The sequence below is a fragment of the Solirubrobacter ginsenosidimutans genome, from assembly GCF_027587205.1.
This window is the reverse complement of record NZ_JAPDOD010000022.1, coordinates 51,670-66,816: the sequence shown is the minus strand read 5'-3', so window position 1 is coordinate 66,816 and position 15,147 is coordinate 51,670. Positions and strand designations below refer to the sequence as shown.

Here is a 15,147-nt window from a genome sequence, read left to right as displayed (position 1 = left end):
GGGCATGACCCCCGGCGTCTACGTCTCGGGCTGCGAGCCCGCGACGGGAAAGTCCGCGGTCGCGCTCGGCGTCCAGCAGCTCCTGACCCGCCGCGTCGAGCGGCTCGGCATCTTCCGGCCGGTCATCGCGGCTCCCGAGCATGACCCGCTGATCGACCTGCTGCGCCCTTTGGGTGCGTCCTTCCTGCCCTACGAGGCATCGTGCGGCGTCGGCTATGAAGAGGTCCGGGCCGATGAGGCCCGGGCGCTGGAGGAGATCGTCGCGCGCTACCGGGCGCTGGCCGCGCAGTGCGACGGCGTGCTCGTCGTAGGGACGGACTTCGCGGGGACCGCGAGCGAGCTGGCGTTCAACGCGCGCGTGGCGTTGAACCTCGGTCTGCCCGCGCTGCTGGTGGTCAGCGGGCACGGGCGCACGCCGGCGGAGATCGCCACCGCCATCGACGTGTCGCTCACGACCTGGCGGCGCTGGGGACCCGACGTCGTGGGTGTGGTCGCCAACCGCGTGCGCGGGTTCGAGCTCGACGCCGTGGCCTCCTCCGCCGACGCGATGCCGATCTACGCGCTCCCGGAGGTCGACCTGTTGATGGCGCCGACCGTTGGCCAGGTCGCGGCGGCGTGTCACGGCACGGTGATCGCGGGCGACGCCGAGCTGCTCGGCCGCGAGGCGCTGCACCTCATGGTCGCGGCGATGACGCTTCCGAACCTGATGGATCGCATCACCGACGGCGCGGTGCTGATCACGCCCGGCGATCGCGCCGAGGTGCTGCTGGCGGCGATGTTCGCCCACGCGTCGACGTCGCTGCCCTCCCCCGCGGGCGTGGTGTTGACCGGCGGCCTGCGCCCGCCCGAGCTGATCCTCGGCGCGCTGGGGAGCTTCGGCGGGATCGTGCCGGTCGTGCTGACCGAGCACGACACGTACGAGACCGTGTCGCTGGCCAGCGCGCGCGAGGGCGCGATCACCCGCGACGCGCCGCGCAAGATCACCAAGGCGCTGGCGCTCTTCGAGACCCACGTCGACGGCGACGATCTGCTCGACCGGATCGACGTCACGCGCTCGGCCGTGGTGACACCGCTGATGTTCGAGTACACGCTGCTGGATCGCGCGCGGGCGGCCGGCCGGCACATCGTCCTGCCCGAGGGCGTGGACGAGCGCGTGTTGCGGGCGGCGGACATCCTCCTGCGCCGGCGGGTGGTCGAGCTGACGCTGCTCGGACCGGCGGCGGAGGTGCGGGGCGCGGCGTCGCGGCTGGGCCTGGACCTCTACGGCGCCCACATCGTCGATCCGTCGGAGCCGGAGTTGCTCGAGCGCTTCGCGGCCGAGTACGCGGCGCGGCGCGCCCACAAGGGCGTGACCGTCGACCAGGCCCGTGACGTGGTCTCAGACGTCTCGTACTTTGGCACGATGATGGTCGCGCTGGGGATGGTCGACGGGATGGTGAGCGGGGCGACGCACACGACCGCGGAGACGATCCGGCCGTCGTTCGAGCTGGTCAAGACGCGGCCGGGCGTCTCGATCGTGTCGAGCGTCTTCCTGATGTGCCTGGCCGACCGCGTGCTGGTCTACGGCGACTGCGCGGTCAACCCGAACCCGAACGCCGAGCAACTGGCCGACATCGCGATCTCCTCCGCCGCCACGGCGTCTCAATTCGGGATCGAGCCGCGGGTGGCGATGCTGTCGTACTCGACCGGCGCTTCGGGTGCCGGGGCCGAGGTCGAGGCCGTGCGGGAAGCCACCGAACTGGTGCGTTCCCGGGCACCTGGGCTGTCCGTCGAGGGGCCGATCCAGTACGACGCCGCGGTCGACGCCGGCGTCGCGCGCACCAAGCTGCCCGACTCAGACGTCGCGGGCCGCGCCACGGTCTTCATCTTCCCGGACCTCAACACCGGCAACAACACCTACAAGGCCGTGCAGCGCTCCGCGAACGCGATCGCCATCGGGCCCGTCCTGCAGGGCCTGAACAAGCCGGTCAACGACCTCTCGCGCGGCGCGACCGTCCACGACATCGTCAACACCGTCGCGATCACGGCCATCCAGGCCAGCTCGTGAGCGTCTTCGTCGTCAACTGCGGCTCGTCGTCGCTGAAGTGGTCGGTGATCGACGTGGCCTCCGGCTCGACTTTGGGCTCGGGCACGGTGCAGAAGGTGGTCGACCACGCCGCCGCGCTGGCGGATGTGTTGTCGGTGGCGCCACTGGACGACGTCGTCGCGGTCGCGCACCGCGTCGTCCACGGCGGCGAGCGCTTCTCCGCCCCCGTGCTGATCAACGACGCGGTCGTGGCCGCGATCCGGGACCTCTCGGTCCTCGCCCCGCTGCACAACCCGGCCAATGCGGACGGCATCGAGATCGCCCTCAAAGCGCTGCCGGGCGTGCCGCACGTCGCGATCTTCGACACCGCCTTCCACACGACTCTGCCTCCGCGCGCCTACACGTACGCGGTCCCGCGGGCGTGGAACGTGCGCCGTTACGGCTTCCACGGCACCTCGCACGCCTACGTCTCCCGCGAGGCCGCGCGGGTGCTCGGCCGGCCGGTCGCCGACGTGAACGTGATCGTGTTGCACCTCGGCAACGGCGCTTCTGCGTCCGCGGTGGCCGGCGGGCGCTCGATCGACACCTCGATGGGGCTGACGCCGCTCGAAGGCCTGGTCATGGGGACCCGCTCCGGAGACGTCGACCCGGCCCTGGTGCTGCACCTGCGCCGCACCCACAACCTGTCGACGGACGAGATCGACGCGGTCCTGAACTCGCGATCGGGGTTGCTGGCCTTGGCCGGCGACAACGACATGCGCGAGGTCCAGCGGCGCGTCCAAGCGGGCGATCGGGCGGCGGAGCTGGCGTTGGACGTCTACTGCTACCGCATCCGCAAGTACGTCGGCGCGTACCTCGCGGCGCTCGGCGGCGCCGACGCGATCGCCTTCACCGCGGGCGTGGGCGAGAACGACCCGGTCGTGCGCGCACGGTCTCTGGCGGGGCTCCAGCGGCTCGGGATCGAGATCGACGCGGCGCGCAACGAGGCGGGCGAGACCGTCATCTCCCCCGATCGATCGCCGGTCGCCGTCCTCGTCATCCCCACCAACGAGGAGCTCGAGATGGCGACGCAGGCCGCCGCCGTGATCGCTAGGTAAGCCTGTGGCTTACTTTCCGATCACGACGCGGGCCTAGCCGCACCCAGAAGGCCCACGCGTGACCGGCCACGAGCTGCTCGACGGCAAACCGCCGGAAGCCGTCGCTCTGCAGCGCGGTCCGGCCGGTCGGGGAGTCACAGAGGACTTCGAGGAGCTCGAACCGGCGCGTGGCCGTGTCCACCGCGCCGGCAAGATCCGCGTCCGGGTCGCGGTCGTCGGTGTCCGGGTCCTGGTGGTGCTCGAGCTGGTAGTCGGCCTCGGCGACGTCGAGCTCGAGCGGGTGGCCGAGAGCGGCCGCCCACGCGTCGATGCCGAGCGCGCGCATCACGACCTCGGCGAACACCTTCAGCGGAAGGGGCAGCGGCGAGGTGTCGACGGGATAGGAGAGCATCGCGTAGCCGTCGCCGATCTGGCGCAGCAGCTCGGCAGCACCCTCGGCCGCGTCGTTGTCGTCCCGCAGCCAGGGGGTCGAGGCGTGATAGAGGTCCAGCGCGCGGCCGGTGAACGCCTCCGAGACGGCGCCGGCGGCGAACGTGTCCCAGCACTCGCCGTGGTGCTCGGCGGCCAGTTGCGCGGCGAGCTGCTCCTCAGTACCGCGGACGAGCACGGGTTCCTCGGCCGGCGGTTGTGTGACGTCGCCGAGGAGCTCGGCGAGCTCGTCGCGGGCGATCCGTTCCACGAGGTCAAGGACTGACATCCGCGGCAGACTAGGGATCCGGACGCAGACGAAGCTGGTGACGCTGCGGGTGAAGTAGCCTGGCTGCGCGTGGCCGTCGACATCACGCTCTTCACCGATCCCGCCTGCCCCTTCGCCTTCTCCGGCGAGCCGAACCGCCAGCGCCTGCGCTGGTACTACGGCGACCAGCTCCGCTGGCGGCTGAACATGATCGTGCTGACGCTCGAGCCGGGCGAGGACGCCAAGCTCGCCGAGGGCGCGCCCGGCCTGCAGCGCAAGTACGGGATGCCGATCGACCCGCACCCCTACGCGCGCACGTTCTCGTCGGAGCCGGCGTGCCGCGCGATCGTCGCCGCCCGCCTCAACGTGCCCGGCGCCGAGGCGGCGCTGCTGCGCCGCCTGCGCGTGCGGGCGATGCTCGGCGGCCTGCTCGACGACCCGGCGCTGCTCGCCGCCGCGGCCACTGACGTCGGTCTGGACCCGGGCGACCTGGAGCGCTGGAGCCGGATGCCGGCGGTGGAGGACGCCCTGCGCGCGGACATCGAGGCCGCCCGCTCTCCCTCCCCCGCCGCCCGCCGCCTGGACCACAAGCTCGGCGGTCCCGCCCACGAGCGGCGCTACACGGCGCCGAGCTACGAGCTGAGCGCCTCGGACGGCCGCACGTTCTCGATCCCCGGCTTCAATCCCATCGAGGTCTACGAGGCCGCGATGGCCAACTTCGGCCTGACCCGCCGCGCCAAGCCGGAGTCCGTCGAGCAGGTGCTGAGCTGGACCACCGAGCCGCTCGCGACTGTCGAGATCATCGCGATCATGCAGACCGACCCGGCCAAGACCCGCGCCGCGCTGACCCGCGTGGCGACGCCGATCCCGGCCGGCGCGGACTTCTACTGGACCGCGCGGTGATGTAGCGTCGGCCGTCTTGACGACGGTCGAGATCATTCCGTTCTCCCCCGGCCGTCGCCCGACCGACGAGGCGCGCCACCCCGGCCTGGGCTCCAGCGACGCGGTCGCGTTCCTGGAGGGCGAGTACTACCTGCTGCTCGCCATCCGCGGCGGTGGCGGCTGTGAGCTCGTCGTCGGCGAGAGCGTGGTCGCGCCCACCGTCTTCGCCGAGGACGGGACCCTGCGCGAGGTCTCGCTGGAGGAGGACCGGACGTACGTGGTCGTGCTGCGTGACCTCCCGGGCACGTACGCGTTCGAGACGCTGTTCTCGCAGCAACTGGCGCTCGAGGTGCGGCTGACCCGCGACGGCGAGACGGTCGCGGCGGACGAGGGGCGGCTCGCGGTCTACGACGTGGCCCAGATGGGCTCGCTCTACGAGCGGATCGTCGAGCGGCTGATCAAGCCGGACACGGCGCGGCAGGCGCCGGGGCTCTCGCACGCCTATCACCCGTGGTTCCCGGTCCTGCTGATCGGCGCCCACAAGGCCGAGCTCTACACGCGCGCGCTCGTCGGCGACATCGTCCACAAGCGCCGCGACCTCGCCGACCCCGGCTGGCTGGTGCGCGTCGGGCTCTACCTCGAGTTCCTGACCGCGCTGGGGATCGTCGAGGCGGTCCGGGACGACTTCGGCGATCTGCTCGACCCGCGCGAACGTGCGGCGTTCGAGACGTCGCCGGCGTTCGCGGAGATCCGGGCGCGGGTCAACGTCGAAGGCTGGCGGGGCGTGTGGGCGCTGCGCGACATCGTCACCCGCGGGCTGCCTCGCAGCGGGCCGGTCTCGGCCATGAACCTGCTCGCCAAGCGCCGCGCGACGCTCGAGTTCCTGCACGTCCACCACGAGGACCTCAAGCACGCGATCGAGCTCGCCGGGCCCAACGTCGACCACGCGCAGGAGACCTGGCACCGCGTCTTCCGCGACGCCGAGCGCGCCGTCCTGCGCCAGACGCCGGACGCGTTCCCCGAGCTCGGAGATCTCCCGCCCGAGGTACGCCGGTTCGTGCTCTGGCACCGGCAAGGGCAGCTCGGCCTGCGGCGGGTGCTGCGCGTGCCGGGCCCGCTGCCGAAGCTGATCGGCGACCAGGACGGGCTGTTCGGCTCAGCCTGCAACCAGTACCGCGACTCGATGAACCACGTCGCGGACTGGGCGCGCGAGCGCGGCCTGATGGACCACACCGGCGACGAGTCGGTTCCGCGCGGGGTGAGCCTCTTCGAGGCGCACATCAACCAGCCGTCGCGGGTGGCGCTGCTCCAGCGCCGCGACGGTTACGACTCCGCCCGCCTCGAGGTGGGTGCGGAACTCCCCACCGAGTACGCGCCCCCGCTCCCCGCCCTGGCCGAGCTGCTGGGCAAGACGGCGCCGTTCTCGATCCTCACCGCGGAGGAGATCGCGCAGCTGGCCCGCACGGCGCGGCCGCAGCTGTTCGGGCCGCTGGAACGGATCATCGTGCAGGGCCAGGAGGGTGACTCGCTGTTCGCCGTCGTCGAAGGGACGGTCGAGGTCGTGCTGCGACGTGAGGACGGCTCCGAGGTGCAGATCGGCACGCGACCCGACGGCACCGTGGTGGGTGAGATGTCGCTGCTCACCGGCGAGCCGCGCAGCGCGACGGTCCGGGCGGTCGACGGCGCGCTCGTCTACGAGGTGGGGCGCCAGCAGCTGGAGCCGCTGCTCGCCGCGCGGCCCGCGCTGTTCGAGGCGCTGCAGGGCGCGATGGTCACGCGCCTGCGCACCCAGGAATCCTTCCTCGAGCGCTACGACGCGGCGCGCTGCGCGAAGGCGTTCTCGCGCCGCTTCGCAAAGAGTTCGAGCGCGTAGGCACCCGCCGGGTGGGCGCGGAAGCGCTCCACGTCCTCGCGCACGGCGTCGGGAAGCTCCTCCGGCTGCGGCAGTGCGACGCCGTACTCGGGTGGGAGCACCACGGCGGCGGCGAGGCAGGCGAAGGTGAGATCCGCGGCGGTGAAGCGGCCGCCGAGGAGGTGCTTTCGGCCGTCGGAGCGGCGTTGCGCGATCGCGTCGAACGCTTGCAGGACCTGGTTGCGGTCGCCGTCGAGATCCTTGAGGGCGAGCTCGCGCGTCGCCCAGCGGACCGCGAACGGGTAGAGCTTCGTGAGCGCCTTCGCCTCCCAGGCCGGGACGGCCTGGTTGTTGTAGGCGAGCATCAGCTCCGGCCGCGGCAGCATGTGGGCGTAGATCAGGCGGCGCCCGTCAGGGCCGAGGCCTGCGTCGAGCTCGCGGCAGAGCTGCTCGACCGCCGGATCGCCCGTGAACAGGCGCTGCTCCGGCTCGAGGTGCAGATCGGCGTAGCGGACGATCCATTCGGAGTCCGCGAACGTCCCGTGCTCGGTGATCAGAACCGGCAGCGTGCCGTGCCCGCCCGCTCGTCTGGACGCGAACTGGTGCACGCCTTGGACGTGCGGTTCCTCGCGGTAGGTCAGGCCGGCGCGCTCGAGCGCCCAGCGCGCCTTCTCGCAGTAGTGGCTGATCGGGATCGTGACGAGGCGCCTTAGCGCGTGGTCACCGACACGTAGGCGACCTGCTCCTCGGGGCCGAGGATCAGATCCATGATGAGCTTGATCACGCAGGGCATGTCCGTGATGATCGGCCCCGCCGTCGAGAACTTGCATCGCTCGTGGGAGTGAATCAGTCCACCCGTTGATTTCTCTCCACGGGTCGGGAGATACTCGCCAAATGCGACGGATGGCGATCGTCGGAGCGGTGTTCTTGCTCGGCCTCTGGTCGACCGCTCCCGCCGAAGCCGCGCTGCGCGTGTGGAAGGACGGCGTCACCGGCGACTGGAACGTCGCGGGCAACTGGATGAACGGTCTCCCGGTGCCGGGCGACACCGTCTATCTCGGCAAGACGAACGACAGCCACAAGGTGACGCTGAGTGGCTCGGGGGCGTCGGTCGCCGCCGTCTACGGCGGGTCAGGACTCACGATCGACGGCGTGCCGCTGACCGTGACCGGGTCGCCGGCCGATGTGACCTCGTTCGAACAGGTATCGGTGGTCAACGGCGGTGCGGTGTCGATCACCGGTCCCGGGCACTATCAGGGCGGCCTGACCCTGGGGTCGCCGACCAGCTCCGCGTCGCTGATGATCTCCGGCGCGGGCGTGAAATGGTCCGGCGCCGTGCTGGAAGGCGCGACGGGTTCCGGGACGACGACGATCACCCCGGCCGCGGACGTGACGGTCGAGCCGTTCACGAACCTGCAGGTGCTCACGCGCTTCCAGAACCGGGGCAAGCTGCACACGGACGTGCTGACCGAGATCATCCCGTCCCCCGGTTCCCTGGCCAGCGACGGGGACTTCGAGGCGTCCGCGACCGGGACGTTCTCACTGCGCCCCGGCCCGGGCTCGACCTTCGTGCTCGACAAGGACTCGACGGTGAGCGGCGCCGGGCGCTTCGAGATGTCGTCGCTGGTCTCCGGGGGCGGGACCGTGCGCGTCGACTCCGGGGCCGCGTTCGCCCCAGGCGTGCTCGGACTCTTCAGCGCGGAACGCTTCGAGCTCAACACGGACGCGGTCGTGGGCAAGCTGGAGCTGCACTCGGCGCTGGCGAACGGCGGCCGCTTCGGCACCGGCGAACTGCGCGCGACCGGAGACTCGCTCCTGCTCGGCACGCATCTCGGCGGCGGGAAGACCGTGTTCGACGGGCCGCTGCTGATCCAGTCGGGCGATGCGTCGTACCTGACCGACGGCGCCCTGCTGCGGACGACCGGGACCACGAGTTGGCTCCAGGGCGCCGTCGATCTGACCGCGGGCAGCTGGGAGAACGCGGGGACCATCAACATCACGAGCGGCATCCTGTCCGGGCCGGGCCTGCTGACCAACAGCGGGACGATCGCCAAGACGGGCGCGGGCGGGTTCCTGGGCTCCGCATCGGTGCAGAACTCGGGCACGATCACGGTGTCGGCCGGCCGGTTCGGCAGTGACGTGCCGACGGGCACCTACGGCGTCCTCACGCAGTCCGCCGGGCTCACGAACGTGCTCGCGGGCGCGGTGCTCGACAAGCACGTCGTCTTGAACGGCGGGACGCTGAAGGGGCGCGGGACCGTTCGCGGGTTGACGAACAACGGTGGCGTCGTCGAGCCGGGCGCGTCGCCGGGGACGCTGAGCGTGGCGGGCGCGTACTCGCAGGGAGCGGGCGGCGTGCTGCGCATGGAGATCGAAGGCGCCGCGGCGGGCACGTTCGACGTGCTCGCGGTGGGGGGCGCGGCGAGCCTCGGCGGAACCCTCGACCTGCTCGGCGCCTACGTCCCAGCGCCGGGAGACCAGTTCCCGATCGTCACCGCGGGAACGCTGGCGGGGACGTGGGCGGGCGTGACCGGCACGGCCGCCGCGCGTTTCGGGCTGGGCTACGGGGCGGGTGGGGTCGCGCTGTGCGCCGCGGGCGCGTGCGGCTTCGCCACACCCACGCCCACGCCGAGTCCGACGGCCACCGCGACCGCGTCGCCGACCGCCACCGCGACGCCGACCGCGACCGCGTCGCCGACCGCCACCGCGACGGCCGCGCCGCAACCGACCGCTTCGCCCTCGCCGAGCGCGACGGCCGTGCCGCAGGCGACCGCGACGCCCGGACCGGCGAAGCTCACCGCCGCCGATCTCGTCGCGCTGCCCTCGGCGAGCCGCTGCGTCAGCCACCGCACGCTCACCCTCCGGCTGCGCCGTCCCACTGGCGTCAAGGTGGCCAAGGCCACCGTGACCGTCGGCGCCAAGCGCCCGCAGACCTTCACCGGCGCCGTCACGGTGCGCCTCCCGAAGGGGCGCACCACGGTGAAGGTGGCCGTCAAGCTGCGCGACGGCCGCACCTTCACCGTGTCACGGCGCTATCGGACGTGCGCTCCGAGGAGCCGTTCCGACAGGGCCCAGAGCCGGTCGGCGTTGTCGGCGTCGAGCGCGTAGGGCGCCACGCCGCCGGTGCCCATCTCGCCGCGCCGCTCGACGACCGGCGCCTCGGCGCAGTCCTCGTAGTAGCGGCCGCCGACGCCCTCGAGCGCAGGCGCTGTCGCCAGCAGGACCGACGTCGCCGCGCCCTGCTCGGTCGACTTCAGACGGAAGCCCGACTCGCGCGCCCGGTCGATGTAGCCCGGGTCCATGTGGCGCTGCAGCGCGGTGGCGATCCCGCCCGGCATCAGCGCGTTGGAGGTGATTCCGTCGCGTCCCCAGCGAGCGGTCGCCCCGACCGAGAACAGCACGTTCGCGGTCTTGGACTGCCCGTAGGCCAGGAACGGCTCGTAGTCGCGGAACGCGAAGTTCAGGTCGTCGAAGATCACCGGCGAGCGCAGGTGCCCGCTCGAGCTGACCGACACGATCCGCGCGCCCTCGGCCGCCAGCGCGCCGTGCAGGCCACTCGCCAGCGCGAAGTGGCCGACGTGGTTGGTCGCGAACTGCATCTCCAGGCCGTCGCCGTTGAGCGTCAGCTCCTGGATCGCCATCACGCCCGCGTTGTTGACGAGGATGTGCAGCGGCCCGTCCCAGCCACGCGCGAACGCGTCGACGGACTCGAGGTTCGAGAGGTCGAGGTAGCTGACGCCGATCGCGCCGGTGTCGGTCGCGACCCGTTCCGCCGCGGCCACGTCGCGCGCCGCGATCGTGACCTCGGCACCCGCCGAGGCCAGCGCGCGGACGGTCTCGACGCCGATCCCGGACGCGCCGCCGGTGACGATCGCGCGCTTGCCGGTCAGGTCGATGCCCTCGACGACCTCCAGCGCGGTGGACTCGAAGCCGAAGGTCGTCACGCCTTCACCCCGCCCTGCGCGGCGACGGCGAGGTGATCCCACTGCTCCCAGACCGCGAGCCGCTTCTCGTACTCGGCGCGGATCATGTCGAGCGTGCCGGTGCCGAAGAACGTGCGCAGCGGCGGCTCGTCGGCGTCGACCAGTTCGAGGATCGCGGGGCCGGTGGCCTCCGGGTCTCCGGGCTCCGCCAGCGGCCCGCTGAACAGCTTGGCGCGGTAGTCGCGCACCTCGTCGTACTCCGGCATCTGGTCGGCGAAGACGCCCGAGGCACCGCGCCAGTCGGTCGAGTAGCCCGCGGGCTCGACGAGCGTCACCTTGATCCCGAACCCGGCGACCTCGGCGGCGAGCGACTGCGTGAAGCCCTCGAGACCCCACTTGGACGCGTGGTAGAGCCCAAGGATCGGGAACGCGTTCACGCCGCCGATCGTCGAGACCTGGATGATGTGACCCGATTTCTGCTCGCGCAGGATCGGGAGCACCGCCTGCGTCACCCACAACGGGCCGAACAGGTTGGTCTCCACCTGATCACGTGCCTGCTGTTCGGTGATCTCCTCGATCGCGCCGAACAGGCCGTAGCCGGCGTTGTTGACGACGACGTCGAGGCGGCCGAAATGCTCGTGCGCCCGCTTGACGGCCGCGTCGATCGCGGCCTTGTCGTTGACGTCCAGCGCGAGCGGGAGCACGAGGTCGCCGTAGGCCTCGACGAGCGGGGTCAGCGTGTCGGCGTTGCGCGCCGTCGCGACCACCCGATCGCCGCGCTCCAGCGCCGCTTCGGCCCACACCCGGCCGAAGCCCTTCGAAGTCCCGGTGATGAACCAGACTTTCGACATGTTGCTTGCCTCCTAGAATGAAGCGGAGGATTACTCCGGTTCGCTCAATGTAGCACCAACCGGAGGGACCCTCCGTTTACATTTCGATGACTTCCCCTGAGACCCCCATCAAGCGCGCCGACGCGCGCCGCAACCGCGAGAAGCTCCTGGTCGCGGCCGTCGAGCTGTTCGCGACCGTCGGCACGGACGTCTCGCTGGACGCGGTCGCCAAGCGGGCGTGCGTGGGGATCGGGACGCTCTATCGCCACTTCCCGACGCGCGAAGCGCTGGTCGAGGCCGCCTACCGCGCCGAGGTCACGCATCTCTGCGAGGCCGCGGACGAGTTGCTGGCCACGCATCCGCCCGACGTGGCGCTCGCCGAGTGGATGGAGCGCTTCGTCGCCTACGCGACGGCCAAGAAGGGCATGAAGGGCGCGCTGCAGTCGGTCGCGGCCGGCTCGGACCTGTGGGGTGAGACGCGACGGCAGATCGTCGCGGCGATCGCGCAGCTCCTCGACGCGGGCGTGGCCGCGGGGACGCTGCGCTCCGACGTGAACGCCGACGACGTCTGGCGAGCGATGGGCTCCGTGTGGTCGGTCGACTCCGAGGACCAGATCCGCACGCTGTTGCGGCTCTTGATGGACGGTTTGCGGCACACTTCGGGCTGATGCCCGCGGCCCCCACCACCGCCTCGGCGATGAAGGCGGTGCTCACCCAGGAGCGCTTCAGCGACCCGGAATGGATCTACGAGCGCAAGCTCGACGGGATCCGCTGCATCGCCATCCGCGACGGCGACACGGTCAAGCTGCTCTCCCGCAACGACCTCTCGCTCAACGGGCGCTACCCGGGCGTCGTCGCCGACCTCGAAGCGGAGGCCTGCACGCGGTTCGCGATCGACGGCGAGATCGTCGCCTTCGAGGGCACCCGCACGAGCTTCCAGGCGCTCGGTCATCACGACGCCTCGATCTTCTACTACGTCTTCGACCTGCTCTGGCTCGACGGCGAGGACGTCCGCGACCGCCCGCTGCGCGAGCGCAAAGCGCTCCTAAAAAATGCGCTGAACTTTCAGGGCCACGTCCGCTGGACGGCCTTTCGCGAGGAGGCCGGCGAGGCGATGTTCGCCGAGGCGTGCGCCAACGGCTGGGAGGGCGTGATCGCCAAGCGCGCCTCCTCCCTTTACACCGACAAGCGGTCCAAGGACTGCCTGAAGTTCAAGTGCGAGCAGGGCCAGGAGCTGGTGATCGGCGGCTTCACCGCTCCACGCGGCTCGCGCGAGGAGTTCGGCGCGCTGCTCGTCGGCCACTTCGAGCCCGGCGGCACCCTCCGCTACGCCGGCAAGGTCGGCACCGGCTTCGACCGCGAGACGCTCAAGGACCTCGGTGCGCGGCTGCGCGAGCTGACCCGCGACACCACCCCGTTCGCCGACTCCCCGAACTACCGCGACGCCACGTGGGTCGAGCCCGAGCTCGTCGCCCAGCTCGGCTTCTCGGAGTGGACCACCGCCGGGCGTCTGCGCCACCCGCGCTTCCAGGGCCTGCGCTTCGACAAGGCCGCCCGCGAGGTCGTGCGCGAGGCGCCTCGTTAAACGCGGAAGCCCGCTCGAGAGCGGGCTTCGGCCATCAGAAGATCAGGCAAGGTTGGGAGGGGGACGTCGTATGAGGTCTCTGCCCTCGGGGCGCCGTCGCTGTCTGACACCCCCGTCATCGGCCGCGACCGGCTAGAGGTTGATGTCGACCGACCACGAGCGTCCGCTGCCGGACAACTCGACGGATTGGCCGTTTGCCCGCACCAGCGAGGCGACGTCCTCCGGGGTCTCAGGCGTGCTTGGAGACGACAGCAGGAGGCGGGCGACATCGCCGCGCGTCGCCTTGACCATGTGCGAGACGGTCTTGCCGTCCACGAACGCCCGCACGCCCACGAGCGTGGCCTGCTTCGGCTTCCAGGCCGCGGTGTAGGAGCTCGAGCGCATGTCGACGATCAGGCCCTCGTCGGGGATCGCGCGCCGCAGCGGGTCGCGCCACAAGGCCGGCAGCGACGCGATGCGCGGCAGCGTCGAGCCCATCGAGAGCCGGTACGCGGGGATGCGGTCCGACGGCCGCAGGAAGCCGAACAGCGCGCTCGCGATCAGCACGTTCTCGCCCGGCAGCGAGCCCAGCCCGAGGTGCTCGTACAAGACGCCGGTGTAGATCTCGTGCGCGGGCGCGGCAGGAGCGTCGCGCAGCGTCAGGTTGCGTTGGGCCTCGTCGAGAAGCCCGGGCCCGACGTCGAGGTACTTCAGCGCGCGCGGGAACGTCAGCCGCGAGAGCACGTCCAGCAGTCGCTCGCGGGTCTTCGTCAGCCCCGGGAAGGCGAGTTCCGAGACGTCCAGCGGCTCGCCCTCCGAAGGCGCGGTCTTGCCCTCGGAGGGCGGCAGCAGGATTCTCAATCTGTGCGGACTTCGGTGCCGTCCTGCGACCAGCGGGTGTGGAAGGAGCCGTCCTTGTCCACGCGCCGGTAGGTGTGCGCGCCGAAGAAGTCGCGCTGGCCCTGGATCAGGTTCGCCGGCCCGCGCTCGCGGCGGTAGCCGTCGTAGTACGCCAGCGACGACGAGAACGCGGGCACCGCGACGCCCTGCTCGACCGCCGACACGATCACCTTGCGCCAGGCGTCCTGGGCGGAGGCGACCGCGTCCTGGAAGTAGGGCGCCATCAGCAGGTTGACCAGGTCGGGATGCGCGTCGTAGGACTCGGTGATCCGGTTCAGGAAGCGGGCGCGGATGATGCAGCCGCCGCGCCAGATCTTCGCCAGCTCGCCCATCTTGAGGTCCCAGTTGTAGGTCTTCGCGGCCGCGGCCATCTGCTCGAAGCCCTGCGCGTAGGCGACGACCTTCGAGGCGTACAGCGCGGCGCGGATGTCGTCCACGAGCGACTCGGGGAGCCCACCGGGCTTCGGGCCGGCGAGCACGCCGCTCGCGTCGCGGCGCTGGTCGCGCAGCGCCGACAGCGAGCGGGCGAACACCGCTTCGGTGATGCCGGTCAGCGGCACGCCCAGCTCCAGCGCGTCCTGCGCCGTCCAGCGGCCGGTGCCCTTCTGCTCGGCCTGGTCGACGATCACGTCGATCAGCGGCTTGCCGGTCTCGGCGTCGACCTTGTCCAGCACGGTGGCGGTGATCTCGATCAGGAAGGACTCCAGATCGCCGCGGTTCCAGTCGTCGAAGATCGCCTTGATCGCCGGCACGTCGAGCCCGATGCCGTGGCGCAGGAGGTCGTAGGCCTCCGCGATCAGCTGCATGTCGGCGTACTCGATGCCGTTGTGGACCATCTTCACGTAGTGGCCCGCGCCGTCCGGCCCGATGTAAGCGCAGCACGGCGAGCCGTCGACCTGGGCGGCGATCGTGGTGAAGATCTCCTCGACCTCGCCATATGCCTCGCGCGGGCCGCCCGGCATGATCGACGGGCCGTTCAAGGCGCCCTCTTCGCCCCCGGAAACGCCGGAGCCGATGAAGCGCAGCCCCTTGGCGGTCAGCTCCTCTTCGCGGCGGCGGGTGTCGACGTAGTGCGAGTTGCCGGCGTCGATGATGATGTCGTCCTTGTCGAGCAGCGGCTCGAGGTCGGCGATCACGCCGTCGACGGGCGCACCCGCCTTGACCATGACGATGATCCGGCGCGGGCGCTCGAGCGCTTCGACAAATTCCTGCAGGGTCTCCGTTCCCGTGAAGTCGCCTTCACCGGAGAACTCATCCATGAAGTCCTTGGTCTTGGACGCCGTGCGGTTGTGCACGGCGATGGGCACGCCGTTACGTGCGATGTTTCGTGCCAGGTTCGCGCCCATGACGGCGAGCCCGGTGACTCCGATCTGGCTCATCGCCAAGGACCCTACAAA

General features: G+C 71.2%; 13 protein-coding genes. 7 read left to right on the top strand and 6 right to left on the bottom strand.

Annotation, left to right across the window (positions count from 1 at the left end; genetic code table 11):
• The first annotated feature begins 4 nt into the window (after positions 1-4).
• Together pta and OM076_RS22255 are read left to right on the top strand one after the other, a co-directional pair.
• On the top strand, positions 5-2,047 hold the full coding sequence (gene pta / locus OM076_RS22260; protein ID WP_270042272.1) for a phosphate acetyltransferase: 2,043 nt from the start codon (positions 5-7) through the stop codon (positions 2,045-2,047).
• The gene (locus OM076_RS22255; RefSeq protein ID WP_270042271.1) at positions 2,044-3,123 is read left to right on the top strand and encodes an acetate kinase; all 1,080 of its coding nucleotides are present in this window, start codon (positions 2,044-2,046) and stop codon (positions 3,121-3,123) included. Before pta ends, OM076_RS22255 begins: the two co-directional genes overlap by 4 nt.
• Here OM076_RS22255 and OM076_RS22250 read toward each other — a convergent pair.
• A complete protein-coding gene (locus OM076_RS22250) occupies positions 3,116-3,820 on the bottom strand; it encodes a hypothetical protein (RefSeq protein WP_270042270.1) in 705 nt (234 codons plus the stop codon). The two genes, OM076_RS22255 and OM076_RS22250, sit on opposite strands and share 8 nt — an antisense overlap.
• A 69-nt stretch (positions 3,821-3,889) precedes the next feature.
• Between OM076_RS22250 and OM076_RS22245 the strand changes: the two genes are divergently transcribed.
• On the top strand, positions 3,890-4,702 hold the full coding sequence (locus OM076_RS22245; protein ID WP_270042269.1) for a DsbA family protein: 813 nt from the start codon (positions 3,890-3,892) through the stop codon (positions 4,700-4,702).
• Between the two features lie 16 nt (positions 4,703-4,718).
• Entirely contained in the window at positions 4,719-6,554 is a 1,836-nt protein-coding gene (locus OM076_RS22240) for a cyclic nucleotide-binding domain-containing protein (protein ID WP_270042268.1), read from the top strand.
• On the opposite strand, the gene OM076_RS22235 is transcribed toward OM076_RS22240, so the two are convergent.
• On the bottom strand, positions 6,491-7,363 hold the full coding sequence (locus OM076_RS22235) for a glutathione S-transferase (RefSeq protein ID WP_270042267.1): 873 nt from the start codon (positions 7,361-7,363) through the stop codon (positions 6,491-6,493). The two genes, OM076_RS22240 and OM076_RS22235, sit on opposite strands and share 64 nt — an antisense overlap.
• Positions 7,364-7,427: 64 nt before the next feature.
• Between OM076_RS22235 and OM076_RS22230 the strand changes: the two genes are divergently transcribed.
• On the top strand, positions 7,428-9,641 hold the full coding sequence (locus OM076_RS22230; protein ID WP_270042265.1) for a hypothetical protein: 2,214 nt from the start codon (positions 7,428-7,430) through the stop codon (positions 9,639-9,641).
• Here the strand turns inward: OM076_RS22230 and OM076_RS22225 are convergent.
• A complete protein-coding gene (locus OM076_RS22225; RefSeq protein WP_270042264.1) occupies positions 9,566-10,477 on the bottom strand; it encodes an SDR family NAD(P)-dependent oxidoreductase in 912 nt (303 codons plus the stop codon). The two genes, OM076_RS22230 and OM076_RS22225, sit on opposite strands and share 76 nt — an antisense overlap.
• The gene (locus OM076_RS22220) at positions 10,474-11,307 is read right to left on the bottom strand and encodes an SDR family oxidoreductase (RefSeq protein WP_270042263.1); all 834 of its coding nucleotides are present in this window, start codon (positions 11,305-11,307) and stop codon (positions 10,474-10,476) included. Before OM076_RS22220 ends, OM076_RS22225 begins: the two co-directional genes overlap by 4 nt.
• An 86-nt stretch (positions 11,308-11,393) precedes the next feature.
• Between OM076_RS22220 and OM076_RS22215 the strand changes: the two genes are divergently transcribed.
• Positions 11,394-11,954: a TetR/AcrR family transcriptional regulator gene (locus OM076_RS22215; protein ID WP_270042262.1), complete on the top strand. Its 561-nt coding sequence runs from the start codon at positions 11,394-11,396 to the stop codon at positions 11,952-11,954.
• On the top strand, positions 11,954-12,871 hold the full coding sequence (gene ligD, locus OM076_RS22210; protein WP_270042261.1) for a non-homologous end-joining DNA ligase: 918 nt from the start codon (positions 11,954-11,956) through the stop codon (positions 12,869-12,871). Before OM076_RS22215 ends, ligD begins: the two co-directional genes overlap by 1 nt.
• A gap of 132 nt (positions 12,872-13,003) precedes the next feature.
• On the opposite strand, the gene OM076_RS22205 is transcribed toward ligD, so the two are convergent.
• On the bottom strand, positions 13,004-13,711 hold the full coding sequence (locus tag OM076_RS22205) for a YaaA family protein (RefSeq protein ID WP_270042260.1): 708 nt from the start codon (positions 13,709-13,711) through the stop codon (positions 13,004-13,006).
• Positions 13,708-15,129, bottom strand: a complete 1,422-nt coding sequence (gene gnd / locus OM076_RS22200; RefSeq protein ID WP_270042259.1) for an NADP-dependent phosphogluconate dehydrogenase — start codon at positions 15,127-15,129, stop codon at positions 13,708-13,710. Before gnd ends, OM076_RS22205 begins: the two co-directional genes overlap by 4 nt.
• Positions 15,130-15,147 lie beyond the last annotated feature (18 nt).

Bases quoted from the DNA above. Each gene is read 5' to 3' on its own strand.
- pta (WP_270042272.1), top strand. From the start codon at position 5: ATGACCCCCGGCGTCTACGTCTCGGGCTGCGAGCCCGCGACGGGAAAG.
- OM076_RS22250 (WP_270042270.1), bottom strand. From the start codon at position 3,820: ATGTCAGTCCTTGACCTCGTGGAACGGATCGCCCGCGACGAGCTCGCC.
- OM076_RS22235 (WP_270042267.1), bottom strand. From the start codon at position 7,363: ATGCAAGTTCTCGACGGCGGGGCCGATCATCACGGACATGCCCTGCGT.
- OM076_RS22230 (WP_270042265.1), top strand. From the start codon at position 7,428: ATGCGACGGATGGCGATCGTCGGAGCGGTGTTCTTGCTCGGCCTCTGG.
- OM076_RS22220 (WP_270042263.1), bottom strand. From the start codon at position 11,307: ATGTCGAAAGTCTGGTTCATCACCGGGACTTCGAAGGGCTTCGGCCGG.
- OM076_RS22215 (WP_270042262.1), top strand. From the start codon at position 11,394: ATGACTTCCCCTGAGACCCCCATCAAGCGCGCCGACGCGCGCCGCAAC.
- ligD (WP_270042261.1), top strand. From the start codon at position 11,954: ATGCCCGCGGCCCCCACCACCGCCTCGGCGATGAAGGCGGTGCTCACC.
- gnd (WP_270042259.1), bottom strand. From the start codon at position 15,129: ATGAGCCAGATCGGAGTCACCGGGCTCGCCGTCATGGGCGCGAACCTG.